Genomic DNA, 25711 nt, shown 5'->3' with positions numbered 1-25711 from the left:
CTGTCGTTCAAGGTCTGGAACCGAGCACCGCGCGGATCCGTTCCGCGGTTCCGCGGGGGCGGAAGAGGTATCCGTTGTGGCCGCCGGGAAACGTCTCCAGGGGCGTTCCCAGTTCGCCGGCGAGCATCGCCGCGCACGTGTGCGGCCAGACGTGGCCCGAGTTCTCACCGGCGGCGGGCACGACACGGGTGCGTGAACCCTTGAGCGCGGTCATGTCGAGTACGTGTGCCCTGATGGCCGCCAGGTCGTGCGTCAAGTGGGCCTCCGCGTTCCGCAGGTGGTCGGGTCCCGGAGTGCGTGCCGGGACGTCCGGCTCGCAGTCGGTGGGGTCGATGTCGATGTCGGCCGCGAACCTGCGCATCGCGGGGGCCGCGCCCCGCGTCCTGAAGGTCTCCTCGACGGTGAGCAGCTGCCCGAGGGCGAGGGCGCGTGCGGGTTCCGGGAGCAGTTGCGTGACGGGCGGTTCGTGCGCGACGACCGCCGCGACCTGCCCGGGGTGTCCGGCGGTCAGCTCCAGCGAGATCAGGGCGCCGAGGCTGGTGCCGTAGACGAGTGCCGGTTCCGGGGTGAGGGCGGCGAGCAGGCGGGAGACGTCGTCGGCGTGTGTGGCGAGCGTCGTCGCGGGGGCGTCGGTGGTGCTTCCCGACAGGCCGCGCCGGTCGTAGGTCAGGACGGTGTACTGGTCGGCGAGGTGGCGCGCGAGCGGTTCGTTCGCGTCGACACCGTGATGGCCCCCGGCGACGAGCAGGAGCAAGGGGCCCTCGCCGCGGACGGCATAGCGCAGTCGCGCGCCCGGTACTTCCAGTACGGATTCCCTCATGATGCGACCACCGATCTTGTCGTCGGACTCGTCGGACAGGCACGGGACGGCCATGCGCCGATCGTGCCGCCGCAGCCCGCACCGCGGAAGCGGAGCGCTTGCCCTAGGGGTCGTCTTCAAAGGTCATATCCAGAGGAAGATGGAGGCGATGGTGACGGTGGCTTGGTAGGACTCGCGGGTTTTGTCGTAGCGGGTGGCCAGGCCGCGCCATTGCTTGAGTCGGTTGAAGCATCGTTCGACGACGTTGCGGAGCCGGTAGACCCTCCTGTCGAATGTGGGTGGGCGGCCGCCGCGTGAGCCTTTGCGCAGGCGGCCTGTGGCCTGGTCGATGCGTTCGGGGATGGTGTGCCCGATACCGCGTCTGCGCAGGTAGGCGCGGATCTTGCGAGAGCTGTAGCCCTTGTCGGCGATGACGTGGTCGGGTCGGGTGCGGGGACGTCCCGGGCCGGTGCGCGGAACACGGATGGCGTCCAGGACGTCTTCGAAGCGGGTGCAGTCGTTGGTGTTGCCGCCGGTCAGGACGAAGGCGAGGGGCCGGCCGTGTCCGTCGCAGGCCAGGTGGACCTTGGTGCTCAGTCCTCCACGGGATCGGCCGAGGGCGTGATCACCCGCTTCGTCCCGGTCGGCAGCCCCCTTTTCCCACCGGTCGCGTGCTGGTGGGCCCGCACGATCGTGGAGTCCACCGACACCAGCCAGTCGATGTCACCCGCCGCGTCCCTCTCCGCCTGGATCGCCTTCAGCATGCGGGAGAAGGTTCCGTCCAGCGCCCACCTGCGGAAACGCGTGTACAAGGTCTGCCAGGAACCGTAACGCTCCGGCACGTCCCGCCAGGCCGAACCGGTCCGCAGCTTCCACACGATCCCGTTCAGCACCACCCGGTCATCCGACCGGGGCCGACCAGCCGTCCCCGAACTCGGCAACAACCGCGACAACACAGCCCACTCAACATCCGACAACTCATGACGACGCACCACACCCGCCATAATCCCGCATCGCACAAACAGCTTTGAAGACGACCCCTAGGACCGGCGGTCCCAGGATGCGCTGCCACGACACGGATATCCTGAGAAGGACATGGAACCGAATCGTCTCGACCTCGCCGATTTCCTGCGGGTGTCCCGAGAGCGGCTGACGCCGCGCGACGTCGGGCTCGTCGAAGGGCCGAGGCGACGGACCCCGGGTCTTCGACGCGAGGAGGTCGCGATCCTCGCGGGCATGTCCGCCGACTACTACATGCGGCTCGAACAGGCCCGCGGCCCCCGGCCTTCGGGCCAGGTGCTCGCCGCGCTGACGGGCGCGCTGCGGCTGACCGAGGACGAGCGGGACCATCTGTACCTGCTCGCCGGGCAGCGCCCGCCGGAGGGCGCGCGGGCCGGGGAGTACCTGCGGCCGGGCCTGCGCTACCTCCTCGACCGCCTGGACGGTGTGCCCGTGCAGGTGGTGAGCGATCTGGGCGATCTGCTCGCGCAGAACGACCTGGCGCTCGCGCTGTTCGGGTGCGTCTGCACGGTCGCCGCGGAGGACCGCAACATCGTGCTGAGGTGGTTCACCGACCCCGGCGTCCGCGGTCACTTCGCGGCCGAGGAACACGAGGAGCAGGCCCGGCAGTTGGTTGCCGACCTGCGGGCCGCGACGACCCGACGCGGCAACGACGCGGCGTCCCGCTCGCTGGTGACGCGGCTCCGGGCCGCGAGCCCGGAATTCGCGGAGCTGTGGGACAGGCACGAGGTCGCCGTGCGCAGGTCGCACCCGTACCGGCTCGTCCATCCCGGCCTGGGCAGGATCGACCTGGACTGCGAGGTGCTGGCGACGCCCGCGGCGGACCAGCGCCTGCGGATCTTCACCCCTCCACCAGGTGCCACCACCGTGCTGGACGAGTTGCGCGTGCTCGGCCCGCGGCACCGGCACGACACCACGCGGCGGGCGTGACCGTGAGGTCGCCCGGCCTCGCGACCTTTTCCGCGCGTGGTGCGGCCGCCCGGCCGGTGGTTACGAGGCTTGGTGGACCCGATCGGCGATGCCCTTGGTGATGGTCACTTCGACGTTCAGGTTGCCGTTCTTCGCAGCGGCGTCCAGGTCGTCCGGGGTGCACTTCTCGGCTTCCGGGGTCTCGGGATCTCCGCAGATGTCGCCGCCGATGATCTCGGTGTCCACGGCGACCCAGAAGGCACGTTCCCCGACCAGCAGCTTGCCCGGTGCCAAGTAGGTCAGTACGCCGCTGAACGTGCCGTCGGCACCGGGGGCATCGGGATTGTCGACAGGACCGTTGTCGGTACCACTGCCGGCGGCGGCGTTGGCATCGTCGCCCGGACCCGCATCGGGGCTCGTACTGTCGTCGCCGCCGGAACTCGAACTTCCGTCGTCGCTCGCGGTGGGGTCGGCGGCCTCACCCGTGCCCGGGTCGGCGCCGGCACTCGTGCCGGGGCTGGAGCTGCTTGCGGAACCGTCGGCGACGGAGTCGGAGTCGCACGCCGTGAGGAACAGGCCGGTGGCGGTCAGGAAGGCCAGTGCGGCGAGCGTGCGGGTGCGGGTACGACCGAGTCGCATGTGGGGTGCCCTTTCGGCATTGTTTCTTGTTGATCTCACAGGAGGCCACTCCTCCATCGCCGGGGAGAGGGCCGGAACGCGCACGCTACGCCCCCACCACACCCGCACCTGCCCTTTTGTACGTACGGACGCGGTACTTGGCCCTCCTTGCCAGGGCAGGCGCGCTTCGGAGGACCAGGCCACTGCCGTTCTCCCGTGGACAGGGCGCGGTGGGGGGCGCGCGACCCGGCCGACGTGCGCGGACAGGCCGGGGAGGGCGCGGGTGCCGTGCCAGACTGCTCGGCATGCGACGCCTGTTCCCTGTGACCGATCAGACACGTACGGCCGCCGAACCCGAGTGGACGCTCGACGCGCTGGCCGATCTCTACGCCTACCCGGGTGTGGGTGTGGGGGCGGAGGAAGGTGCGGACGCGGGCGCCGGGGTGTGGCTGCGGGCCAACATGGTGTCCACCCTCGACGGTGCCGCCCAGCACGACGGCCTCTCGCAGGCGCTCTCCTCGGACGCGGACATGCGGATCTTCGGCACGCTGCGGGCGCTGGCGGACGCCGTGGTGGTCGGTGCGGAAACGGTTCGCCAGGAGGGGTACCGGCCGGCCCGCGCCCGGGAGGCCTTCGCGGCACGGCGCGCCGCCGCCGGCCAGAACCCCGCTCCCGTCATCGCCGTGGTCACCGCGAGCCTGGACCTGGACTTCTCGCTGCCCCTGTTCACCGAGCCGCTCGTCCCGACCCTGGTGCTGACCGGCGCCGCCGCCCCCGCCGACCGGGTCCTGGCCGCGCGGAAGGCCGGTGCCGAGGTGCTGATCGCGGGGGACGGGGCGGGCGTGGACCCCGTCAGGGCCGTACGGACGCTGGCCGGACGCGGCCTCCGGCGGCTGCTCGCGGAGGGCGGACCACGGCTGCTCGGGCAGTTCCTCGCGGCGGGTGTCCTGGACGAACTCTGCCTGACCCTGTCTCCGACGCTCACTTCCGGGTACGCGCAGCGCATCACGGGTGGACCGGCCCTCGCCGTACCGGAACGGTTCGCCCTGGCCTCGCTCCTGGAGGAGGACGGGTTCCTGTTCAGCCGCTACCGCCGGCCCTGACGGCGGGATCGGTCGCCACCGGGCCCGACCGTCACCGGAATTTGTCGTTCCGGTTAGCTTCCGCTGGGCAGACTTACTTTCGCAGTACCCGTGTCCGCACGGGGAAGGATGGTTTCCGCAGTGGGCCGATACGGGCCCGTGAATGGGCCGGACGGGCCCATGAAGACGAAGGGCGTCTGACGTGTTCACAAGCGTATTGATGATCGAGAAGCCCCTGACGCCCGAGGACGTGGAATTTGTCACCACACTCCACGGTGACGAGGCGACCGCGTTCGTCGTGCTCATGCAGCCCCGCGGTGACCAGGCGGACGTGCTGCTGCGCGCCATCGACGACGTCGCCGTGGGGGAGCTGCGGGAAGCCACCCAGGAGGGCGAGGAACCGGAGGGCGAGGAGGCACGGCTGCCGGCCGAGAAGGCGCTGGCCCACTCGCTGGCGGCGCTGCGCGCGCACGGCTCCGAGGCCACCGGCGAGGTCGTCGCGGAACACCCGCTCGACAGACTCAAGGCCGTCGTCGACGAGTCGGGGGCGGACGAGGTGATCGTCATGACCGAGCCGCACTACGTGGAGGAGTTCTTCCACCGCGACTGGGCGTCCAGGGCCCGCCACAAGGTCGGCGTACCGGTGCTCAAACTCTTCGCGCACAGCGAATAGGCTGGGCGGCACACAGCGTGCTGAGACAGCGCGCTGTCGGAGCGCGCCGACACAGCGCGCCAGGCAACGTGTGACACGCCCCGTCAGCACCTTGGGAGACCTACAGATGGCATCGGCACCCGGCATCCCCACCGCCCTGGAACGGCCGCACTTCATCGGCATCGGCGGCGCCGGAATGTCGGGAATCGCCAAGATCCTCGCCGCGCGCGGGGCCAAGGTAGCGGGCAGTGACGCGAAGGAGTCGGAGACCGCGCAGGCGCTGCGGGCGCTGGGGGCCACCGTGCACATCGGGCACGCGGCGGCGCATCTCGCCGACGACGCCTCGTGCGTGGTCGTCTCCAGCGCCATCCGCGCCGACAACCCCGAGCTGGTGCGCGCGGGCGAGCTGGGCGTGCCCGTCATGCACCGCTCCGACGCGCTCGCCTCGCTGATGGGAGGGCTGCGGCCGATCGCCGTCGCGGGCACCCACGGCAAGACCACCACGACCTCCATGCTGGCCGTCGCCCTCACCGAGCTGGGCCTCGACCCGTCGTACGCGATCGGCGGCGACCTCGAAGGCCCCGGTACGAACGCCCGGCACGGCGAGGGCGAGATCTTCGTCGCCGAGGCGGATGAAAGCGACCGCAGCTTCCAGAAGTACGACCCCGAGGTCGCGATCGTCCTCAACGTCGAGCTGGACCACCACGCGAACTACGCGTCGATGGACGAGATCTACGAGTCCTTCGAGACGTTCGCCGGCAAGATCGTGCCGGGCGGCACGCTGGTGATCTCGGCAGACCAGGCGGGCGCCGTGGAGCTGGCGTCGCGGGTACGGGACCTCTCCGCAGGGGACCTCCCCGCGCTCAAGGTCGTCACCTACGGTGAGGCCGCGACCGCGGACGTACGGGTCCACAAGATCACCGCACGCGGGCTGACCAGCGAGGTGACCGTCGTGCTCGACGGCCGCTTCCTGACGTTCGCGGTGTCGGTCCCCGGCCGCCACTACGCCCTCAACGCGGTCGCCGCGCTGGCCGCGGGGGTCGCGCTGGGCATCCCGGCGCACAACCTGGCGTCGGCGATCGGTACGTACACCGGTGTCAAGCGCCGCCTCCAGCTGAAGGGCGAGGCCGCCGGGGTCCAGGTCGTGGACTCGTACGCGCACCACCCCACCGAGATGACCGCCGACCTGGAGGCGATGCGCGACGCGGCCCCCACGGGCTCCCGCCTGCTGGTCGTCTTCCAGCCGCACCTCTTCTCCCGTACGCAGGAGCTGGGCACGGAGATGGGCCAGGCCCTCGCGCTGGCCGACGCCTCGATCGTCCTGGACATCTACCCGGCCCGCGAGGACCCGGTCCCCGGCATCACCAGCGCGCTGGTGATCGACGCCGCGACGGCCGCCGGGGCCCAGGTCACGGCCGTGCACGACAAGGACGCGGTGCCCGGTCTTGTCGCGGGAATGGCGGGACCCGGTGATCTCGTTCTCACCATGGGCGCGGGTGACGTCACGGACCTCGGTCCGCTGATCCTGGCCCGCCTGTCCGCGTAGGTCCGCTCACAGCGGAGACCTGTCCGATCGAGGCTGCGGCCGAGACGGTCCGACCGAGGGAGAGTGTGCGCAATGGCGTACGACATCGAGAAGCCGGACGAGCAGTGGCGCGCGGAGCTGTCCCCCGCGGAGTACAAGGTGCTCCGCAAGGCCGGCACCGAGCCCGCTTTTGTCGGCGAGTACACGGACACGAAGACGACCGGCGTCTACTCGTGTCGCGCCTGTAGCGCCGAGCTGTTCCGCTCCGACACGAAGTTCGAGTCGCACTGCGGCTGGCCGTCCTTCTACGACCCGAAGGACAGTGACGCGGTCGAGCTGATCGAGGACCGCTCCATGGGCATGACGCGGGTCGAGGTGCGCTGTGCGCGCTGCGGCTCGCACCTGGGGCACGTGTTCGAGGGCGAGGGCTACGGGACGCCGACGGATCAGCGCTACTGCATCAACAGCATCTCGCTGCGGCTGACGCCCGACGAGAGCTGAGGCGGGTGGCCGGACGGGCCGCGTACAGGCCCGTCCGGCTTTTCCAGGTGCTCCAGGTGCTCCAGGCGCAGGGTGGGTGCGGGTCCGGGGTCAGCCCGTCCGTCGCTTGAGGGCGAGGCCCAGTCTGCCGAGGGCTCCCGGGCGGTTCCAGGCCCGGAACTCCTCGGTGTGATGCTGTCCCGCCCGGCCGAAGCTTTCCTCCACGGCCGCGAGATCCCCGGCGGGCAGGGAGCGCACGACGGGACGCAGCACCTTGTCGAGCAGTGCGGTACGGGTCCGGTCCCAGGCCGGGTTCGCCCCCGGGAACGAACTCCACGCGATGAAGCAGTCGGCCGTGTAGGTAGGTACGGTACGCAGCCGCTCGCGCGTCGCGTCCTCGCGTGCGGCCCGGTCGTACGCGGCGAGGAGATCCGCGTCGCCGCCGTGGATCAGGTCGTACAGCTCGCCGTTCGGCCTTTCCTCGGAGAGGAGTTGGCGGGCGAGCGCGCCCAACGCCTGCTCCAGGACGCCCTGTTCGACCGGCTCGGCGTCGGCACGCAACAGGCGGGCCCGTACGATCCAGCCGGCCTGGGCCCGTCCGGCCCGCAGGGCCCCGGCGAACTCCAGGAGCAACAGGGCGGAGCGCACCCGCGGTTCCAGCTTCTCGGGGAAGCTGCGCAGCAGGTCGTGCGCGAGGTCCGGGGCGTCGGGGTCGTCCCCGGGGCCGCCGAGCGCGGCGGCGACGAGGGTGGCCCACGTGCCCGCCGAGCGGTGGGCGTCGGAGCCGGTCTCGCCGAGCATCCGCCGGGCCTCGCCCGCCGTGGGCGTACCGTCCGCCCACACCAGCCGTACGGCCGTGCTCAGGATGAGCGGTTCGGCGAAGGGGGAGACACCCGCGGCGCGCAGGACACCGGCGAGGGTGGCGACGCGGTCCTGTTCGCCGCCGCTCTCGGACAGTCCGGTCACCGACCACGGGGCGGGTGCCTCCGCGCACATCCGCAGATGCGGCAGCGACTGAACTCCCTGGAGGGAGAGGGTGGTTCGGTTCAGCAGACGGGTGGCGGCGGGCGGATCGGCGGCGGCGAGCCGGTCCAGGGCGCTCAACAGCGCGACGCGCAGTTCGAAGTGGTCCTCCAGCGCGGTCTGTACGGCGGGCGTGTACGCGCTCTCCGGTTCGGCGAGCAGCGCGGCGGCCAGCCGGTCGGCGAGGTCGGGCAGCAGCTCCGTACAGTCCACGCCGAGGATGCCCGCGATACGGAGCAGGCCGACGGGGCGGGAGGTGTCCGGGCCGGTCCCGGAGAGGTCGGCGGAGATGCCGGCGCGCAGCTCGAAGGCCAGCTCGACGCCGAGACGCTGCTTGAACTCCGGTGAGAGTGAGCGGAGTTGCAGCTCGGGGAGGACGGGCAGTTCGCGGGGAGCGGCGGGTGCGGGGGATTCCGCAACGGGGTCGGGGCCGGCCTTTGTCCCGGCGCCGGTGGTGGCGCGGACGGCCTCGGTCAGGACGAGCGCGGCGAGGGGCGCGGTCACGGCGTCCGGCGAGCGGCCCGCGAGGGCGGCGAAGAGGTCGGCGAGGGCCTGGGTCTCGGCTGTTGTACGGTCCTCCCCGTTCGGCGCACACAGCGCGCCGACGAGTATCCGTACCTGCTCCTCATCCAGGGCACGCGCGTGGGTTCGCGCCCAACCGGCGGCTTCCGCGCGGGCGTTGGACCCTGGGTCGATGTTCGCGCGCAGGGCGACGGCGGCCAGCGCGCCCGGGTGGAACCGGCCTCCGGGCAGCGCGGCGGCCTCCTCGAACAGCTCGGGCATCCCGGCGAGCCACAGGCGGGCGGCGGTCTCGGCCCAGCTGTCGCGTGAGCTGTCCGCGTCCTCGCGGGCCCCCTCGGTGCAGTCGAGTACACGGAAGCGGTGGGGCAGTTCGGCGAGGCCCCGCGCGTCGGCGGGCAGGACACCGAGGATCCGCTGCCGGGCCTCGCGGGGGCGGCGGGTGTACGTCGTGAAGGTCAGCCGTGCGACGCTCGCGGCGGGCAGGACGTGGCCGGCCAGCGCGATCCACTGCGCGACGTCGGCGCTGCGGCGCTCGACGAGCACGATCTGTCGCGGTGAGTCGTTCTCCTGGTCCTCCTTGTCCTCGGCGATGGCGCGCAGCCCGGCGAAGTACCCCGCCAGCCAGGGGGTGCGGGAGGCGGCGAAGCCGATCAGCCCTTCGCGGTAGAAGAGGCCCGAGGCGGGCAGGGTGTCGAGCGGATCCGGCACACCGCTGTCCGGGGTGGTGGCGGCCCAATGGGGCGAGTTCCAGGCGGTGATGGGCAACGCGCCACCCGGCAGCACCTCGCCGGGCGGCAGGAGCACGGCGTGGGCGTGGAAAGCGCTTCTGCGCCCACCGGGTTCGGCTCCGACGCAGACGGCACGGGCCAGCAGCCGGCCGCCGTCGGGGAGCGCGCTGTGGCTGAACGCCTGGGGGAAGTCGGCGAGTTCGGCGTCCGTGGGACGGACGGGGGCGTCCTGCGGAGGCTCGTACCCGAGCAGTCGCCCCGCCTCTTCGAGAAGCCCCCGGCCGATCCCGTCGGTGACGGCCGTGAACCGGACGCCCGAGCCACCGGACTCCGGCGGAACGGAGGTGTAGTGCAGCTGTGCCAGGCTCATGCGCCGGCTCTCCTGTGTCTGCTGTGCGTGCGCGTGCTGTGTGCTCGCCAATGTCTACTTCAATTCGCGGCGGGAGGAGAGCGCTACGGAGAGAAGACCCTGACGGGGTCCGGCTGAGCTGGTACGGACGCGAGGCCGCGTACGGGCGAAGGGCGGCGTACGGGCGGCGTACGGGCGACGGGGGGGGCGTGCTGTGCGCGTCCCGTGGTCCCGTGGGGTTTGTGTCCGGTGTTCGGCAGGGGCCGTAACGGCAGAGATATCCGGGCTGGTGTGGGTGGGGGGCTGAGCGAGGCATACGTGGCGGGTGATCGGTCGGCGCGACCGCCGTTGTGGCCGGCTTTCTGTGGTTGCGGCCAGAAACCCCTTGGCCGTAGGGGCGGGCGGTAGGGGAGGGCTCGCTCTGTGTGGGGTGGGCGGGATACGGCCTACGCGGGCTGGAGCAGGTCCCAGCGGTTGCCGTACAGGTCCTCGAAGACCGCTACCGAGCCGTACGGTTCGTGGCGGGGCTCCTCTGTGAAGCGGACGCCCGCCGCCAGCATCTTCGCGTGGTCGCGAGCGAAGTCCTCTGTGTGGAGGAAGAAGCCGACCCGGCCGCCGGTCTGCTTGCCGACGCTCGCGCGCTGTGTGTCGTCGGCCGCGCGGGCCAGGAGGAGGGAGGCCGCGCCCGCTCCCGCGCCGCCAGGACGGACCACGACCCAGCGGGAGCCGTCGCCCCGGTCGGTGTCCTCGACCAGCTCGAAGCCGAGCTTGTCCGTGTAGAAGGCGAGGGCCTCGTCGTAGTCGGCGACGACCAGGGTGACCAGGGCGATGTGTGACATGCGTCCGTACGTTATACGTATGATCAGGGCGCGGCAAGGGTGGGAGAATGCCCCCATGGACGTGCCCGCCCTCATCGCCCGCGCCCGCCGCCTCGCCGTCCCCGGCCACCGCCGCCTGCTCGGGATCGCCGGGCCGCCCGGCGTCGGCAAGTCCACCCTCGCCGCCCTCCTGGTCGAGCGCCTCGGCGGGCTCGCCGTCCTCGTCCCCATGGACGGCTTCCACCTGGCGGGTGCGGAACTCGACCGCCTCGGCCGCGCGGACCGCAAGGGCGCCCCCGACACCTTCGACGCCACCGGTTACGCGGCCCTGCTCGCCCGGCTGCGTACCCCGGAACCCGGCGCCGTCGTGTACGCGCCCGCCTTCGACCGGTCCCTGGAGGAGCCGGTCGCGGGGAGCCTCCCCGTACCGCCGGAGATTCCGCTCGTCGTCACGGAGGGCAACTACCTGCTGCACGACGAAGGCCCCTGGGCGGCGGTCCGCCCGCTCCTGGACGAGGTGTGGTTCCTGGACCTGGACCCCGAGGTGCGCGTACGACGGCTGGTGGACCGGCATGTCCGCTTCGGCAAGGAGCGCGGGTACGCGGAGCGCTGGGTCAGGGACTCCGACGAGGCCAACGCGCGTCTGGTGGCGCGGGGCCGGGGGCGCGCGGATCTGGTCGTCGGCCTGGAGGAGGACTAGGCCGTCCCTCCGGGACTCTTGATCACCGGGCGGGCCTCGGGTCGGCGGTGCCGTACCGGCCGGCGTCGCGCCCGTCCGGCGATCGCGGACCATCTGTGGCGCCGGGATCGTGACGGCGTCGGTGTGGGTACGGTACGGGGCGTCCGGGGCCCGTCCTCGGGGTTCCGCCGGACAGGGCCTAGGCTCGTAGTTTGGACGATCGCCGGAAGGCCGATGATCTGCGGGACGGCGATCCGCCCGGCGACGGGCGGTACGGCGGTCATGGCGGGCATGGCCGACACGGGTGGAGGCGATGGTGTGGGGTTCTTCCGACGGGGGCCTAGGCGCGACGCACGGGACACGCCGCGCGATCCGGCGTTCTCCTTCTTCTCGGTCGACGAGGGGGCGCTGTTCCGTGGCCAGGTGCGTGAGGCCTTCGCGGAGCACGGCCTGGAGGTCACGGTCTATGTGGACGTGGTGACGGACAGTTCCGGCCGTCAGTTCGGCCTCGGCAACCTCGCGGCCGTGTGCCACAACGACGACCGGGGCCCGCGTGTCTGGGGCGAACTGGCCCGCCAGCACGCCGGGATGGTGCTCCGTACGATGGACGGCCCCTCCGCCCTCGACACCCTGCCGCCCGACCAGATCCGCGCCCAGCTCTACCCCCGGGTCATCAGCGCCGAGGGCCTGGACCCGCAGACGTTCGCCTACGCGCGTTCCGTCGCCCCCGGGCTGTACGAGGTGCTGGCCCTGGACCTGCCCGAGAGCGTCATGATGCTCACGGACGAGGCGCTGGAGCCGCTGGGGGAGGTCGCGCGGCTGCGGGAGCGGGCGCTGCGGAATCTGCGCGAGCTGCCGGTGGAGAAGCGCGAGACGGTCAAGGACGCGGACGGGATGCGCTTCGAGGTGGTCCTCGGCGACTCGTTCTACACGGCCAGCCGCGTCCTCGCGCTGGACTCGGTCGTCCAGCGGGTCACCGGCCGGCAGATCGGCCTGGACGGCGCGCTGGTCGCGATGCCCTTCCGTCATCAGCTCGCCTTCCACGTCATCCGCGACGCCACGATGATCCCGACCCTCAACGCGATGGCGTCCTTTGCCGCGTCGGGGTTCGAGGACACGCCGGGTGCGATCAGTCCGTACGTCTACTGGTGGCGCGGCGGCACGCTCACGCAGCTCAGCGAGGAGGACGAGGACGGCGAGGGGCTGCGGATCGTCGTGGGCGACGATTTCGAGGCGCTGCTGGAGCGGTTGGTGGCGCAGGACCCGCCGGGTTGATCCCCGCTGACCCGCCTGCCCGACCGGCCGGGGGTTCGAGCCGCCCGCCCGACTCATGACTCATGGGGTGGTTCCGCCCGTCGCGGTGGCGCCGGGGCCGGAGCCGGCCCCCGGGGAGGCGCAACCCCCCCTGGGTGCCGATACGGCTCTGCGCGTGTGCGTGCGCCAGCCGCGTCCGCCCCCGCGCGGTTGCCGTGAACAACGACGGGCACCTGCCGGTGATCGGTTGTCTCAGGCCGCCGGCCACGGCGTGTGGTGTCCGCCCGCCCGGGGACTACTCCCCGGCCGGGAAGTCCGTCGACGCGGCCACGTCCTGCTGTGCCTCCAGGGCGGCCAGGCGGTCGGTGAGGGACTTGCGGATGATGCCGAAGGAGTCCGTGCCCAGCGCGATGCGCAGGGGGGCCGGGGTCTGCTCCGTGCTGGCGATGATGACCGAGGCCATCCTGGCCGGGTCGCCGGGCGACAGGGCCGTACCGCTTGCGAGCAGGGTGCGGACCGCGGCGACGGGGGTGTCGGCGTAGGCGTCCAGAGCCGGGCCCAGCTGGGCGGAGCCGTAACGGAACTGGGTACGGGCACCGCCGGGCTCGATGATGGTGACTCCGATGCCGAAGCCGGCGACCTCATGTGCCACGGCCTCGGTGAAGCCCTCGACGGCCCACTTCGTGGCGTGGTACATCGAGCCGCCCGGGAACGCGGCCTGGCCGCCGAAGGTCGAGATCTGGATGATCCGGCCCCCCTGCTGGGCGCGCAGGTGCGGCAGGGCCGCGCGGGTGACGTGGATGGAGCCCGTCAGGTTGGTGGCGATGACATGGTCGATCTGGGCGTCGGTGAGCTCCTCGGCCGCGCCGAACAGACCGTATCCGGCGTTGTTGACCACGACGTCGACCGTGCCGAGCTCGGCGAACGCCTTGTCCACGACGGTCTTGATCTCCGCCGTGTCGGTCACGTCCAGATGGGCGACCCAGAAGCGGTCTCCGTACGTGTCCTTCAGGTCCGCGACGGCGTCCAGCTTGCGTACGGTGCCCGCGACACGGTCGCCGCGCCGCAGGAGCTGCTCGGTCATCTCCCGCCCGAAGCCGCTGTTGACGCCGGTGATGAACCAGGTACGCGCAGTCATGGGAATCTTCTCCTTCGGTGGACCGGGCGGCCCTTCGCCGCCCTGAGAAGAGTCTTCGCCGCGCGGGGACAGGTAGCGATTCCCCTGTTGAGACCCCTCCCCAGCAGGGACACCCAAGCCGTGGGGGATCGGCTTTACGGTGGATTCATGACCGGAAACCAGATCGGCGACTTCCTCCGCGCCCGGCGCGATCAGGTCCGCCCCGAGCAGGTGGGCCTGCGCGACAACGGGCGTCGCCGCGTACCCGGTCTGCGCAGGGACGAACTCGCGATGCTTTCGGGGATCAGTACCGAGTACTACACCCGGCTCGAACAGGGCCGCGACCAGAATCCGTCCGCCCAGGTCCTGGACGCGGTGGCACGGGCCCTGAACCTGGACGACGACGCCCGTGCCCACCTGCGCCGGCTCGCCACGCCGGCCCCCGTGAGGCCGCGCGCGCCGCGCCGCGCCGAGCGGGTGCGCCCCAGCCTGCTCCAGCTCATCGACTCCTGGCAGGCGACGCCCGCCTTCGTGCAGGGCCCTCACCTGGACATACTGGCCTCCAACGCCATTGCCCGGGCGCTGTCGCCCGTCTTCACCCCCGGTACGAACCTGCTGAGGGCCACGATCCTGGACCCCGCCATGCACGAACTCCTGCCGGACTGGGAAGCGAAGGTGGAAACCCTCATCGCGGGCCTGCGCTCCACGGTCGGACCCGAGGTCGAGGACCCGCGCCTGATGGCACTGGTCGGTGAACTCGCGGTGAAGAGCCCCGCGTTCGCTCGTATCTGGTCCCGGCACGATGTCCGCCCGCTGTCGGGGGGCGGCACCCACCACATGCGTCACCCCGCGGTCGGCGACCTCGACCTCGCCTACGACAAGTTCGCCGTCAACGGCACCGACGGACTCACTCTCGTCATCTATCACGCCGAACCCGGCAGCGGCACCGAACAGTCCCTGGCCCTGCTCTCCACCCTGGCCGCGGACATCACGCCTGACCAGCGACCCCAGAACCGGGACCGTTCCACCAGGAACTGACGGCCTCGCTCATATCGGTGCCGTTCGGACCACCGATGCGTGAATTCTCAAGCGCTTTGCCGCTCGGCGGGTTTCGTGAGCATGTCATGTGTGCAAGATCAACTCGGCACGCACCACGTGTGTCATGTATCCCAGGACATGACTCCACCCCCACGGTTCCGGAGTCGGGCGAGAGGTAGTGATTGGCATGCGCATGCCGAGATTCACTCGTGGCGGGAGAACCGGCCCCGGCCGTACGGGCCTTGGCCGCACGGCCGGCCGCGTCGCGGGCGTGCTCGTGTCTCTGCTGGTGGTGTGCGGGCCGGCCGTCGCCAGCACCGCGCCGGCAGCGGCGGCGCCCACGAAGGCGGGCTCAGCGTCTGGTACGGCCGTCGCCGCCGCGACCTGCTGGGCCACGCACTACGGCGCGGAGATACCTCCCGGCTCGTTCACCGCGAGCGGCGAGATCTTCGACATGAACGCCCTGACGGCCGCCACGTCCCTGACCCTCAACCCGCAGCTGCCCTTCGGCACGATGGTCAAGGTCACCAACGTCGCCAACAACGCCTCCGTGACGGTCCGGATCAACGACCGGGGCTCCTTCGCGTCCACGGCCGGTGCGCCCTTCTGCATCGACCTGTCGGACGGCGCGTTCCAGAGGATCGGTGCCATCTCGCCCGATCCGGGGCACTTCAACGTGACCTTGGAGGTGCTCTCCGGGGGTGGCGGTGGCGGTGGCGGGACCCCCACGGGGGCGACAGGACCGATCCGAGGCTTCGGCGGCAAGTGCGTGGACGTCAACGCCGCGAGTACGGCCGACGGCACCGCCGTACAGCTCTACGACTGCAACGGCACCACCGCCCAGAACTGGACCGTCGCGGCGGACGGCACCCTGCGCGCTCTCGGGAAGTGCCTCGACGTCTCGGCGGGCTCCACGGTGAACGGCGCGCAGGTCCAGCTGTGGACCTGCAACGGTAGCGGCGCGCAGAAGTGGCAGCGGCAGGGGAACGGGCAGGTGGTGAACCCCCAGTCCGGCAAGTGCCTGGACGCCACGGGCAACAGCTCGGCGAACCTCACCCGGCTCCAGATCTGGGACTGCTTCGGCGCGGCGAACCAGCTGTGGACGCTGCCGAGCTGACACACGGCTGAGGGGCCGCCCCGGTGCCCCCGGGACGTGTCCGCAAAGTGGGATCTCCTGGGCGGTCGCCCGGGAGATCCCACCTATTCGCCCACGGACGGCACCGGCCCCCGCCCCTGGTAGCAGCAACCACAGAAAGCGAGCCACAACGGCGGCTGAGCCGACAGACCACCCGCCACGTATGCCTCGCTCAACCCCGTACCGACACCAGCCAAGCAATCTCTACCGTCCCGACCCGAACACCCCACCGGCCCCAGCCGCCCCCCACACACACAGAAGCCCCGCCAGGACAAACCTGACGAGGCTCCCCCGGCCCCCCGGCCCCCCGGCCCGCTCCCCACCCGGGGCTCGCGCCCGGCGCCTCCGCCCGGCAGGATGAGGGCATGGCCATCCCCACCGAAGACCCCGCTCTCGAACCCTTCACCGCCGACGACTACCGCGCCCGGATGGCCCGCGCCGCCGCGTCGGCCGCCGGTGAAGGGCTGGCGGGGCTGCTCGTCGCCCCGGGGCCCGACCTCACGTACCTCACCGGCTACCGCCCCAGCGCCGACACCGAGCGGCTGACGCTGCTGGTTCTCGCCGCCGGGCAGGACCCCGTGCTCGTCGTGCCGGCCCTGGAGGCGGGGGACGCCGAGCGCGCGCCGGGCGCGCCCGCGCTCGCCCTGCGCGACTGGACCGATGGCAAGGACCCGTACGCGCTCACGGCGCCCCTGCTCGACCCGGCGGGACGGTTCGGCGTCAGTGACAACGCCTGGGCCATGCACCTGCTCGCGTTCCAGCACGCCCTGCCCGGCACCTCGTACGTGGCGCTGACCGAGGCGCTGCCCATGCTGCGCGCCGTCAAGGACGCCCGGGAGCTTGCGAGGGCGGAGGCGGCGGGCGCCGCCGCCGACGCGGCGTACGGGGACATCCTCGGCGTACGGTTCGCCGGGCGCCGGGAGACGGAGGTGGCGGCGGACCTGGCCGCGCTGCTCCTGCGGCACGGCCACTCGCAGGTCGACTTCACGGTGGTCGGCTCGGGCCCCAACGGCGCGAACCCGCACCACGAGGCCGGGACCCGCGTCATCGAGCGGGGTGACATGGTCGTCCTCGACTTCGGCGGCCTCAAGCACGGTTACGGCTCCGACACGACCCGTACCGTCCACGTCGGCGAGCCGACCGCCGAGGAGCGGACCGTCCACGAACTGGTCCGCGAGGCGCAGCAGGCCGGGTTCGAGGCCGTACGCCCCGGAGTCGCCTGCCAGGAGGTCGACCGGGCCGCGCGCGCGGTCATCGACGCGGCGGGGTACGGCCCGTACTTCATCCACCGCACCGGCCACGGCATCGGCGTCACCACCCACGAGCCGCCGTACATGATCGAGGGCGAGGAACGCCCGATGGTCCCCGGCATGTGCTTCTCCATCGAGCCCGGCGTCTACCTCCCGGGCCGCTTCGGCGTCCGTATCGAGGACATCGTCACGGTGACGGAGGACGGCGGCCGCCGCTTCAACAACACGTCGAGGGAGATGGCGTTGGTGGAGTAGGCAAGGGGCCCGGCCGGTGGTTCCGGCCGGGCACCCTACGGCGCCGCGTGGCGGTCGGGCTACAGCCGGGTGAATTCGGCGTCCGCCAGGCTGTCCGTGAACGTGGCCCACTCCCCGGAAGTGACCGTGAAAGCCTGGCCGTTGCCCTGGTCCTTGGTGTCGCGCAGGGCGACTCGCCCGTCATTGAGGAACGCGACCTCGACGCAGTTGCGGTCGGCGTTGCTGCGGCTGCTCTTGCGCCAGACCGCACCTATCAGGTCGGCACTGTTCACGTGCTCAGCTCCCTCGCTGCTTGCTTGAGGAGACTCGTGCTACCTGCTTCGTCAAGTGCCGAGCCCGAGATGGATTCGAATGCTCTGTCGTAACTGTGGATCTCGCTGGGTTTGTCGAGGTACAGCGCTCCTGTGAAGCCCTCCGCGTAGACCGTGGGCGGCTCTGTGGACGGGCCGTCGCCGTAGGTCGGGAACTGCATCATGACGAAGGGGCCTGTCATGATCCCGTCGTGCAGGCCGGCGCTGTACGGCACCACGCGGATGGACACATTGTTCAGCTCGTTCAAGTGAACCAGGTGTTCGAGCTGCTCGGCCATGACTTTGTTGCCGCCGACGGGGCGATGCAGGATGGCTTCGTTGAGCACCACATCGACCTGGGGCGGCGCTGTCACCCGGGTGAGCAGTGCCTGCCTCGTGATGCGGACATGAACGTGCCTTTCCACATCGGCCTCGTCGCGGTCGGCGGCCGATCGCTTGACGACGGTCCGTGCGTAGTCCGGGGTCTGGAACAGTCCGGGAATCAGCTCGGCCTCGTACCAGGACAGCCATTCCGCCGCCTCTTCCAGGCCGATGTAGAGGTCGAAACCGTCGGGGATCACATCGCCGTACGCATGCCACCAGCCCCGGTTCTTCGTCTCCTTGGCCAGACCCATCAGGCCCTGCGTCAGCTGGTCGTCCGCGCCGTACGTCCGGCACATGGCCTCGACGTCCAGACTGCGCAAGGACGTCTGCCCGGTCTCGATGCGCCAGATCTTCGGCTCCGACCACTCCAACTGCTTGGCAGCGGCCCGCACGGTCAGCCGGGCCGCGTTGCGCAGATCGCGTAAGTGCCGCCCCAACTGCCGTCGCGGGACGGTCGAACCTGAGTTTGCCGCTGGCATACGCACCCCCACCTTTCCTTCTCTTCGAATGACTCTCGCATCCGAAATGTAAGCCTCTGGAGTTCTGTTCCGCAATGTCGAAAGAGAATTCGGATGCTGCACTTTAGAGTTACGGAAATGAAGTCTTGCATTAATGGGTCCTGTAATGCTTCACTCGGTCACCCCGGGGAACCGCCGCGAACACGCCACGTGATCGCCGGCACGGCGAGGGAGAGCGAAACGCCATGAATCCGCTGATCTTTGGCTACATGCGGGTGCCTGACGACATGACCGACGAGGAGGCGAAGCGGACTCAGGACGACCTGGACGCCTACGCCGAGACGAACGGCTTTCAGCTGGCCACGGTGTTCCACGAGTACGTCCCCGGGGCGCAATCCGCCTTCGCGGAACTCGTCCAGGCAGTCAAGCACGCGGAGGCGAAACACGTGATCGTCCCGTCCTACCGGGAATTGGCCCTCAACAAGTCGTTACAGGACGTCATGCTGACGCACCTCTTCTGCGTGACCGGCGCGGACGTCATCAGCCTGGACGAGTGCTCATGGTGAGCGAGGCGCCGCCGTACCGGCCGCAGAGTGTGTGCTTCGTCGATCAACTGTCCCTGGTCGCCGTGAATTCGGCCGCTGCCACGGCTCGTCGCTTTCTGCGGCTTTCTCTCGCCAAGTGGCAGGCGGGCTGTCTTGAGGACGACGCGTTTCTCGTCACCTCGGAGTTGGTGACCAACGCAGTCGCCGCCACAGGCGTGTTGGGTGGGCAACCGACATGGGATGGGCTGAAGGGGCTCGGCCTTGTCACCGTACGGCTGATCGGTCTGCCGGACAGCGTGGTCATCGAGGTGTGGGACGTGTCGGAGGAGGAGCCCGCGCTCCGGCACGACACCGCCCCCGAGGACGAGAGCGGGCGGGGCCTCCTGCTCGTGCACCGGTGCGCGAAGCGCTGGGGTGTGTACCGCGTCACGGGTGGCAAGGTGGTGTGGGCCGAGCTGGCGGTCGGTCCGGTGCCACCACCGCCGCCACTGCCGAAGCGGCAGCGGCAGCGGCAGTGGTCGGAACGGCCGCTCGTCGTGCCGGGGCCGACGACAGATCCCGACCTCCTCCGGCTCCTGCTCGCGGGACTCCAGGCGAGGTTGTAGCCCCGCCCGGGAGTGGGTTCAGCCGCCCGACAGGACCACGCACGACTCCGGAGGCAGTCGCAGTACGCCGTCCGCGCCCGGCGGGTCGACCGGGGTCCAGGCCGCCAGGACCCGGGCCGGGCCCGCGCCGCCCAGGGGGATCTCGACCGGCTCGGGGGAGAGGTTGACCGCGACGCGCAGATCGCCCCGGCGGTACGCGAGCCAGCGGGCCTCCTCGTCGTACGCGACCTTCACCGACGCCAGGTTCGGGTCCGCGAGGTCCGGCTGGCCGCGTCGCAGGGCGATCAGGTCGCGGTGCCAGGCCAGCAGCCGCGCGTGCGGCTCCTTGTCCCGCTCCGAGCGGTCCAGGCAGGAACGGGCCCAGGTGGCGGGGTCCTGCGGGTCGGGGATGTCCTCCTCCGCCCAGCCGTGCGCCCCGAACTCCCGCCGTCTGCCGTTGCGTACGGCCTCGGCCAGGACCGGGTCCGGGTGGTCCGTGAAGAACTGCCAAGGGGTGCTCGCCCCCCACTCCTCGCCCATGAAGAGCATGGGGGTGTGCGGGCCCGTCAGCACCAACGCGGCGGCGCACGCCAGCAGTCCGGGGGAGAGCGTGGCGGAGAGCCGGTCGCCGAGCGCGCGGTTGCCGATCTGGTCGTGGGTCTGCGCGTACCCGAGGAAGCGGTGGGCCGGGGTTCGCGTCACGTCGACGGGGCGGCCGTGCGTACGGCCCCGGAAGCTCGAATACGTACCGTCGTGGAAGAAGACCCGCGTCAGCGTCTTCGCGATCGCGGCGAGCGGCGCGCGGGCGAAATCGGCGTAATAGCCCTGGCCCTCACCGGTGAGGGCGGTGTGCAGCGCGTGGTGGAAGTCGTCGTTCCACTGCGCGTGCAGGCCCAGTCCGCCCTGGGTACGGGGGGTGGTGGTGCGGGGGTCCGCCAGGTCGGACTCCGCGATCAGGAAGAGCGGGCGGCCGAGGCCCCCGGAGAGCCCGTCGACGGCGGTGGACAGCTCCTCCAGGAACGTCAGCGCGCGGTGGTCGGCCAGCGCGTGCACCGCGTCGAGGCGCAGCCCGTCCAGCCGGAAGTCCCGCAGCCAGGCCAGGGCACTCTCCAGCAGGTACGCGCGGACCTCGTCGGAACCGGGAGCGTCGAGGTTGACCGCCGCGCCCCACGGGGTGTGATGGGTGTCCGTGAAGTACGGGCCGAACTGGGGCAGGTAGTTGCCCGCCGGGCCGAGGTGGTTGTGCACCACGTCCAGGACGACCCCCAGGCCGAGACCGTGCGCGGCGTCCACAAAACGCTTGAGCCCCTCGGGGCCGCCGTACGGCTCGTGCACCGCCCACAGCGACACCCCTTCGTACCCCCACCCATGGACCCCCGGGAACGGACACACCGGCATCAACTCGATGTGGGACACGCCCAGTTCGGCGAGCGGGGCGAGCTGGTCCGCCGCCGCGTCGAAGGTGCCCTCGCCGGTGAACGTCCCCACGTGCATCTCGTACAGGACGGCCCCCGGCAGCGCCACGCCGGGCCACTCCGTCCGCCACTCGTACGCGGTCTGGTCCACGACCGCGCTCAGTCCGTCGGGCCCGTCGGGCTGGCGGCGCGAGCGGGGGTCGGGCAGGACGGGGCCGCCGTCGAGCGCGAAGCCGTAACGGCTCCCGTCGGCGGCGGGTGCCTGGGCGATCCACCAGTCCTCGCGCTCGGGGTCGCGCTCCATCGGGACGTCGTCGTCCGCGACCCGGAGGACGACCCGGTCCTGCGCCTGCGGTGCCCACACCTCGAACTGCACGGGCTGCTCCCCCTTGTCGCCGTACCGGCCAGTACCTGCTTGTACCCGCCTGTCACCACTACCGTTACCACTACTGTCCCCCCATGGTGACAAGACAGACGGCCGGAGGGCGGGTGATCGCGGCGAATCGGGCGCGGGTTCCCTCCGGTGCAGGTCAGCGCTGGGCCGGATGCGGTGTGTCGCCGGTACCGTCTGGACACCCCGGGGGCGTCGGCCCGACAATCACGGGGTGACGTCCTCCTTCGAGTTCCAGACGTATCCCGCGCGGCTGTCCGACGCCGAGCGCGACCGCGTACTCGCGGTGCTCAGGGAAGGCGCGGCGCTGGGCCGGCTGTCGCACGACACGTTCCTGCGCCGGACGGATCTGGTCCTCGCGGCCCGGGGCGCCGACGAACTGAAGGCGCTCACAGCCGACTTGGAGACCGAGAGCCCGTGGTCGCGAAAGCTCTTCGGGACGGTCAGCCGGGTCTCGGCGTTCTCGATCCGGCTGCGCAGGGCGTGGCAGGTCGAACGCCTGCCGAAGCTGCTGCTGCCCCAGCCGGGGCCGTATCCGCTGCGGATCGGCCGCGATCCGATGAACGGACTGCGGCTCAGCCACGAGACGGTCTCGCGCGTCCACGCCGAGCTGAGCATGCAGGGCGGGGTGTGGATCCTCCGCGACCTCGGCTCGACGAACGGCACGACGGTCAACGGCCGCCGCGTCACGGAAACGGCAGTGGTCCGCGACGGCGACATGGTGAGCTTCGGCCGGATGGACTTCCGCCTGTCGTCGGGCGAGCAGCCTCGCGGCTGAGGGTCGTCTGCCGGTACGGGGAGACGAGCGGGTGCTCGTCCGCCCTGGAGCCCGTACCCGCGCCGCCGTGCGGTGTCCGTGCCCCTCCGTGCCCGCCCCCTGCCCGCGCCCCCGCCCCCCGCGCCGCTGTGTCACGAAGGCGCGGCCCTGGCACGCAATTCCTCCAGGACCAGCGTCAGTTCCTTCACCGCGGCGGGCATGTCGTCGATCGACAGCAGGAAGGTGTCGTCGCCGTTCTTGTCGCTCGTGGGCGTGTCGTCCGCCAGTGCGGAGACACACTCCCGGCCGGACCGGTCGAGGCGGTGAAGTGCGTTCGACCACTTCTTCTGGAGGTCCGCGTCGGGGACGCGGAAGTACGTCTGCGCGGCCCCGGCCTCCTTGGCCAGGTCGGCGCAGAGACGGCTGAACTCCTCCGAGTCCAGCCGGATCTTCCCGTTGGCGTTCGGCTTCTGGTCGCCGGCCTTTCGCAGGGCGTCCGCGAGCGCGAGGAAGGCGACGGATATTCGCCCGAACCGGGTCAGGCCCCCCTTGGTGAGCCAGGCGAGCGCCTGCCACTCCCGTACCTTCGCCGCCCGGGCCGTCGGCGGGGTGTCCAGCAGTTCCCGGAACTTCCGGGCCCCGTCGGACGATGCCGACGACGAAGCCGGGCCTTCCGCGTGTACGACGGCGACGGCGGCCAGGAGGGTCAGGCTCATGGCGAGGGCCAGGCCGCCGGTCATCAGCGCGGGCCACGACCGGGCAACGGCCGGTGGGGTGGCCGGCGTGGTGGGCGGCTTCCCGTGCCGCCGCCGTACGACCCACGCCACCCCCGCGCCCGCCAGCGCTCCGCACGCCGAGAAGAGGGTGATCGACGTGACCGACTGGGCAAGGGCCAGCTTCAAGATGATGCGGCCGTTGGCGGGCAGCCAGTGGCAGTTGGAGCCGTACACATCCATCGGGCCCAGGCAGCCGTCCGCCGAGACCGCGAGGAAGATCCCCGCGTATCCGAGGAGTTGGACCACCTGGGAGGCCAACAGGGCCCGCAAAAGCCAGTGTCGCCCGGAGAAGCCCGCGACCCAGGCGGCGGTCATCGCACACGCGGCCGTGACCGTCAGGAGCAACCACCACAGCTGCACGTACTGGAACGCTCCCGTGCGCTCCCGCAGGGTGCCGGGGCGGCCGAGGTGCAGCGCGTACGAGAGGACGGCGAAGGCGGCCCAGCACAGCAGGCCGCCCGCGGCCCCGGCCGCCAGAGTGGGTCGGACACGCAGCCCCGTCCCGGGGTGGCGCGCGTACAGGCACAGCGGGAAGAGCACCATCAGGACCGCCGCGACAGCGAGCGGCACGCTCTTGTTCAGTTCGATGAGGGTGGGGAGCGAGGCGGTGGAGGCCGACAGTTCCCAGGCGTAGTCCTGCCACGGGCCCGGGTTCGTCCGCGTCACGAACGTACGGAACCCGTCGAACTCGCCCGTCAGGCCCATCGCCTGGAGCCTGCCCGAGGCCCGCCACCACCCGAGTCCTCCCCACAGCAGGACCAGCGTCACCAGGCCGTTCAGCAGTGCGGCGAGCCCGCGGGGCCACCGCCCGCGCAGGACGGCCTCCAGCCGGCTGCTCTGCGCCGACCACACGGCGGGGACGGCTCCGACGAGGGGGAGCGCGAGCACGTACTCGGGTTCCGCGGTCAGCCACTCGTTGCCGCTGGTGTTGCCGTTCGTCAACTCGCCCACCAGCAGCCCGCATCCGAGCCACAGGCCCGCCCGCAGGCCCGACTCCGTACGCGTCGAGCGCAGGACCGAACGCCTCAGGACGAGCCAGAGCACCGGCGCGACGAGCGCGGCCGTCAGCAAGGCGTTGCCGCCGAGCCCGGCCGGCCGGGGGATCACTCCGAGTGCGTTGACCAGCAGGGATCCGGCGACACCGGTGAGGAACATCTGGGGCGCGCCCACGGTGGACAGCCGGCCCGGGTCGGCGAGCGCGGCCCTGCGCTCGGCCCACCCCGGATGCGTCCGCAGCAGTTGGCCGGCGCGCCTGAGTCGGGCTCTCAGGAGGGACGTACGGCGTGGCCCCTCCGGCTGGTCCCATCCCGCGGGCAGGGCGCCCCACGCGACCGCCTGGGCGTCGGCGTGCAGTTCGCGTCGGCGCAGGAGGTCGGCACGGGTCAGGTGGACCAGCGCGACCAGTAGGAGCCCGTTCAGCAAGGAGTACGTGAGCATCGACGCGGCGCCGGGCCAGAACGGCGAACTGCTCCTGCCCGACAGGCCGGTGACGAGGATCCGGCCGGTGGAGAAGAGGAAGGGAAGCAGCGCGAGGAGGACGAAGACGCGCCACAGCGCCGTGCTGGACCACGCGAAGTCCACGTCCCTGTTGCGCAGGTGGGCGAGTTCGTGGAGGACGACGGCCCGGAAGCCCTCGGGGTCCGTGCCGCGCCTGACGAGCAGACCGTTGTGCAGGCATACGGTGTACAACCCGGCGCGTCCGTAGACGACGGCGCCCGCGGTGGTCCGCGCCGGATCGACACGGAACCGTACACGCGGGTCGATCCCGGCGGTCTCGCGCAGCTCGGCCAGTTCGGCGGCCAGCCCGCCGTCCCGGTCGACGGTCGCGATCGGCAGCGTCCGGTGCCACCGCTCGCGCCGGCGCGGCAGCCACCAGAACACGAGCGCGGCGACGGCGAGCAGGAACAGCGTCGCGACCATGCCCTTCCAGTACTCCACCTCCGGTACGCCGGACAGGCACTCCTCCAGCGCTTCGGGGCGGGCCGCGCCGACCAGGATGTTGGTGAGGTTCTTCCCGTCGGGGTCGATCCCGGAGGCGAGCATGCAGCCGAGGGAGTCCCCCGGGGTGTCGTCGGGAGTGGGCGCCAGCGCGTTGTTGAGCATGGTGATGCCGGCCGCCGTCACGACCGTCATCAGCAGCGCGAAGCGGAGGCCCGTCTCGGTGCGCCCGCCGCCTGTGGGGCCGGCCCCGGGCTCTCCGGTATCGGCTCCGCCGCCGGGACCGGTGGGTTCCACGGGGTGGTCGGTGGCGGTATTCACCGCGGGGTGGTGGGTGCGCCGGGCGGTGGGGGAGTGGGTGGTGCGGTCGGCGGTACGGATGCGTCCGGGGCGATCTGCGGGGCCGGGGTGGTCGGCGGGACCGCCGGGGCGGACGAGCCCGGTGCGTCCGGTGCGTCCGGCGCCGGGTCGCCCGTCGCCAGCCGCGCCACCACACTGTCCGCCAGCGCCTCGGCCTGCTCGCCGGAGATCCCCTGCGCGGTCGCCCGCTCCACCACACGGGCCCGTACGGCGGCCAGTTGGGCGCGGTCCAGCTCGGTGAGGGTACGGGGCTCCTCGGCGGAGCCCCCGCGCAGGAGCCTGCGCAGCCCCCACCGGCTTCTCCGTACGGCACTGTCGGTGGCCGCGTCGACGCCCCGGCGGGCCACCTGGTCGAGGACCAGCCACACCACCGGGGTGATCATCGTGGCCGCCTCGGCGTAACCGAACCCCAGCGCTTCTCTGCGACGGCCCCCGCCGGAGAGGACCCGGACGACCCGCTCGTCGCTCAGCTCCCGCAGCCCGTCGACGAGCGGCAGCTCGTGCGCCGCGCGCTCGGCCACCACATCACGTACCACGTCACGTACTCGGCACGACGGCTT

General features: G+C 71.5%; 24 protein-coding genes. 13 read left to right on the top strand and 11 right to left on the bottom strand.

What is annotated here, in order from left to right; all coding sequences use genetic code 11:
• Positions 1-7 precede the first annotated feature (7 nt).
• Together OG349_RS07330 and OG349_RS07325 are read right to left on the bottom strand one after the other, a co-directional pair.
• Positions 8-874 carry an alpha/beta fold hydrolase gene (locus OG349_RS07330; RefSeq protein WP_327233826.1) on the bottom strand — a complete coding sequence of 289 codons (867 nt, stop codon included), beginning with the start codon at positions 872-874 and terminating at the stop codon, positions 8-10.
• A 69-nt stretch (positions 875-943) separates the two neighbouring features.
• A protein-coding gene (locus OG349_RS07325; protein ID WP_442806354.1) for an IS5 family transposase occupies positions 944-1791 on the bottom strand; the annotation gives its coding sequence in 2 pieces (ribosomal slippage) (positions 944-1441 and positions 1444-1791; 846 coding nt in all).
• 103 nt (positions 1792-1894) lie between these two features.
• On the opposite strand from OG349_RS07325, the gene OG349_RS07320 reads away from it, so the two are divergent.
• Positions 1895-2749, top strand: a complete 855-nt coding sequence (locus OG349_RS07320; protein WP_327233825.1) for a helix-turn-helix transcriptional regulator — start codon at positions 1895-1897, stop codon at positions 2747-2749.
• Positions 2750-2809: 60 nt separating this feature from the next.
• On the opposite strand, the gene OG349_RS07315 is transcribed toward OG349_RS07320, so the two are convergent.
• On the bottom strand, positions 2810-3367 hold the full coding sequence (locus OG349_RS07315; RefSeq protein ID WP_327233824.1) for a hypothetical protein: 558 nt from the start codon (positions 3365-3367) through the stop codon (positions 2810-2812).
• Between the two features lie 284 nt (positions 3368-3651).
• On the opposite strand from OG349_RS07315, the gene OG349_RS07310 reads away from it, so the two are divergent.
• The 4 genes from OG349_RS07310 (at position 3652) to msrB (ending at position 7106) form a co-directional block, all read left to right on the top strand.
• On the top strand, positions 3652-4449 hold the full coding sequence (locus OG349_RS07310) for a pyrimidine reductase family protein (protein ID WP_327233823.1): 798 nt from the start codon (positions 3652-3654) through the stop codon (positions 4447-4449).
• A 181-nt stretch (positions 4450-4630) separates the two neighbouring features.
• The gene (locus tag OG349_RS07305) at positions 4631-5101 is read left to right on the top strand and encodes an indole-3-glycerol phosphate synthase (RefSeq protein WP_327233822.1); all 471 of its coding nucleotides are present in this window, start codon (positions 4631-4633) and stop codon (positions 5099-5101) included.
• Positions 5102-5207: 106 nt separating this feature from the next.
• The gene (murC, locus tag OG349_RS07300; RefSeq protein WP_327233821.1) at positions 5208-6626 is read left to right on the top strand and encodes a UDP-N-acetylmuramate--L-alanine ligase; all 1419 of its coding nucleotides are present in this window, start codon (positions 5208-5210) and stop codon (positions 6624-6626) included.
• A 72-nt stretch (positions 6627-6698) separates the two neighbouring features.
• Positions 6699-7106, top strand: coding sequence for a peptide-methionine (R)-S-oxide reductase MsrB (gene msrB, locus OG349_RS07295; RefSeq protein WP_161309924.1), 408 nt, complete (start codon positions 6699-6701; stop codon positions 7104-7106).
• 90 nt (positions 7107-7196) lie between these two features.
• Here msrB and OG349_RS07290 read toward each other — a convergent pair whose 3' ends face one another.
• Positions 7197-9728 (bottom strand): GTPase-associated protein 1-related protein, encoded by a 2532-nt coding sequence (locus OG349_RS07290; protein WP_327233820.1) that lies wholly within the window; start codon positions 9726-9728, stop codon positions 7197-7199.
• 425 nt (positions 9729-10153) lie between these two features.
• Positions 10154-10546, bottom strand: a complete 393-nt coding sequence (locus tag OG349_RS07285) for a VOC family protein (RefSeq protein ID WP_327233819.1) — start codon at positions 10544-10546, stop codon at positions 10154-10156.
• 55 nt (positions 10547-10601) lie between these two features.
• On the opposite strand from OG349_RS07285, the gene OG349_RS07280 reads away from it, so the two are divergent.
• The gene (locus OG349_RS07280) at positions 10602-11225 is read left to right on the top strand and encodes a nucleoside/nucleotide kinase family protein (protein WP_327233818.1); all 624 of its coding nucleotides are present in this window, start codon (positions 10602-10604) and stop codon (positions 11223-11225) included.
• Positions 11226-11522: 297 nt separating this feature from the next.
• A complete protein-coding gene (locus OG349_RS07275) occupies positions 11523-12479 on the top strand; it encodes a hypothetical protein (protein ID WP_327238485.1) in 957 nt (318 codons plus the stop codon).
• A 274-nt stretch (positions 12480-12753) separates the two neighbouring features.
• Here OG349_RS07275 and OG349_RS07270 read toward each other — a convergent pair whose 3' ends face one another.
• Positions 12754-13596 (bottom strand): SDR family oxidoreductase, encoded by an 843-nt coding sequence (locus OG349_RS07270; protein WP_327233817.1) that lies wholly within the window; start codon positions 13594-13596, stop codon positions 12754-12756.
• A gap of 147 nt (positions 13597-13743) precedes the next feature.
• Between OG349_RS07270 and OG349_RS07265 the strand changes: the two genes are divergently transcribed.
• From OG349_RS07265 to OG349_RS07255, 3 genes are all read left to right on the top strand, one after another.
• The gene (locus tag OG349_RS07265; protein ID WP_327233816.1) at positions 13744-14613 is read left to right on the top strand and encodes a helix-turn-helix transcriptional regulator; all 870 of its coding nucleotides are present in this window, start codon (positions 13744-13746) and stop codon (positions 14611-14613) included.
• Positions 14614-14884: 271 nt separating this feature from the next.
• Complete coding sequence (locus OG349_RS07260; protein ID WP_327233815.1) at positions 14885-15730, top strand: ricin-type beta-trefoil lectin domain protein; 846 nt, start codon at positions 14885-14887, stop codon at positions 15728-15730.
• A gap of 383 nt (positions 15731-16113) precedes the next feature.
• Entirely contained in the window at positions 16114-17253 is a 1140-nt protein-coding gene (locus OG349_RS07255; RefSeq protein ID WP_327233814.1) for an aminopeptidase P family protein, read from the top strand.
• A gap of 59 nt (positions 17254-17312) precedes the next feature.
• Here OG349_RS07255 and OG349_RS07250 read toward each other — a convergent pair whose 3' ends face one another.
• Both OG349_RS07250 and OG349_RS07245 read right to left on the bottom strand, forming a co-directional pair.
• The gene (locus OG349_RS07250) at positions 17313-17525 is read right to left on the bottom strand and encodes a DUF397 domain-containing protein (RefSeq protein ID WP_327233813.1); all 213 of its coding nucleotides are present in this window, start codon (positions 17523-17525) and stop codon (positions 17313-17315) included.
• Positions 17522-18406 carry a helix-turn-helix domain-containing protein gene (locus OG349_RS07245; RefSeq protein WP_327238484.1) on the bottom strand — a complete coding sequence of 295 codons (885 nt, stop codon included), beginning with the start codon at positions 18404-18406 and terminating at the stop codon, positions 17522-17524. Before OG349_RS07245 ends, OG349_RS07250 begins: the two co-directional genes overlap by 4 nt.
• A 224-nt stretch (positions 18407-18630) precedes the next feature.
• On the opposite strand from OG349_RS07245, the gene OG349_RS07240 reads away from it, so the two are divergent.
• Together OG349_RS07240 and OG349_RS07235 are read left to right on the top strand one after the other, a co-directional pair.
• On the top strand, positions 18631-18951 hold the full coding sequence (locus tag OG349_RS07240; protein WP_327233812.1) for a recombinase family protein: 321 nt from the start codon (positions 18631-18633) through the stop codon (positions 18949-18951).
• Positions 18945-19535, top strand: coding sequence for an ATP-binding protein (locus OG349_RS07235; RefSeq protein WP_327233811.1), 591 nt, complete (start codon positions 18945-18947; stop codon positions 19533-19535). The genes OG349_RS07240 and OG349_RS07235 overlap by 7 nt, the downstream gene beginning before the upstream one ends.
• Positions 19536-19553: 18 nt before the next feature.
• Here OG349_RS07235 and treZ read toward each other — a convergent pair whose 3' ends face one another.
• Entirely contained in the window at positions 19554-21305 is a 1752-nt protein-coding gene (gene treZ, locus OG349_RS07230) for a malto-oligosyltrehalose trehalohydrolase (RefSeq protein ID WP_327233810.1), read from the bottom strand.
• Between the two features lie 229 nt (positions 21306-21534).
• On the opposite strand from treZ, the gene OG349_RS07225 reads away from it, so the two are divergent.
• On the top strand, positions 21535-22098 hold the full coding sequence (locus OG349_RS07225) for a DUF1707 and FHA domain-containing protein (RefSeq protein WP_327233809.1): 564 nt from the start codon (positions 21535-21537) through the stop codon (positions 22096-22098).
• 131 nt (positions 22099-22229) lie between these two features.
• Here OG349_RS07225 and OG349_RS07220 read toward each other — a convergent pair whose 3' ends face one another.
• Positions 22230-25112, bottom strand: a complete 2883-nt coding sequence (locus OG349_RS07220; RefSeq protein ID WP_327233808.1) for a M48 family metalloprotease — start codon at positions 25110-25112, stop codon at positions 22230-22232.
• Positions 25109-25687 (bottom strand): hypothetical protein, encoded by a 579-nt coding sequence (locus OG349_RS07215; protein ID WP_327233807.1) that lies wholly within the window; start codon positions 25685-25687, stop codon positions 25109-25111. Before OG349_RS07215 ends, OG349_RS07220 begins: the two co-directional genes overlap by 4 nt.
• Positions 25688-25711: the final 24 nt, after the last annotated feature.

The organism is Streptomyces sp. NBC_01317 (assembly GCF_035961655.1).
GTDB lineage: Bacteria > Actinomycetota > Actinomycetes > Streptomycetales > Streptomycetaceae > Streptomyces.
This window is presented reverse-complemented; position numbering and strand designations above follow the sequence as displayed.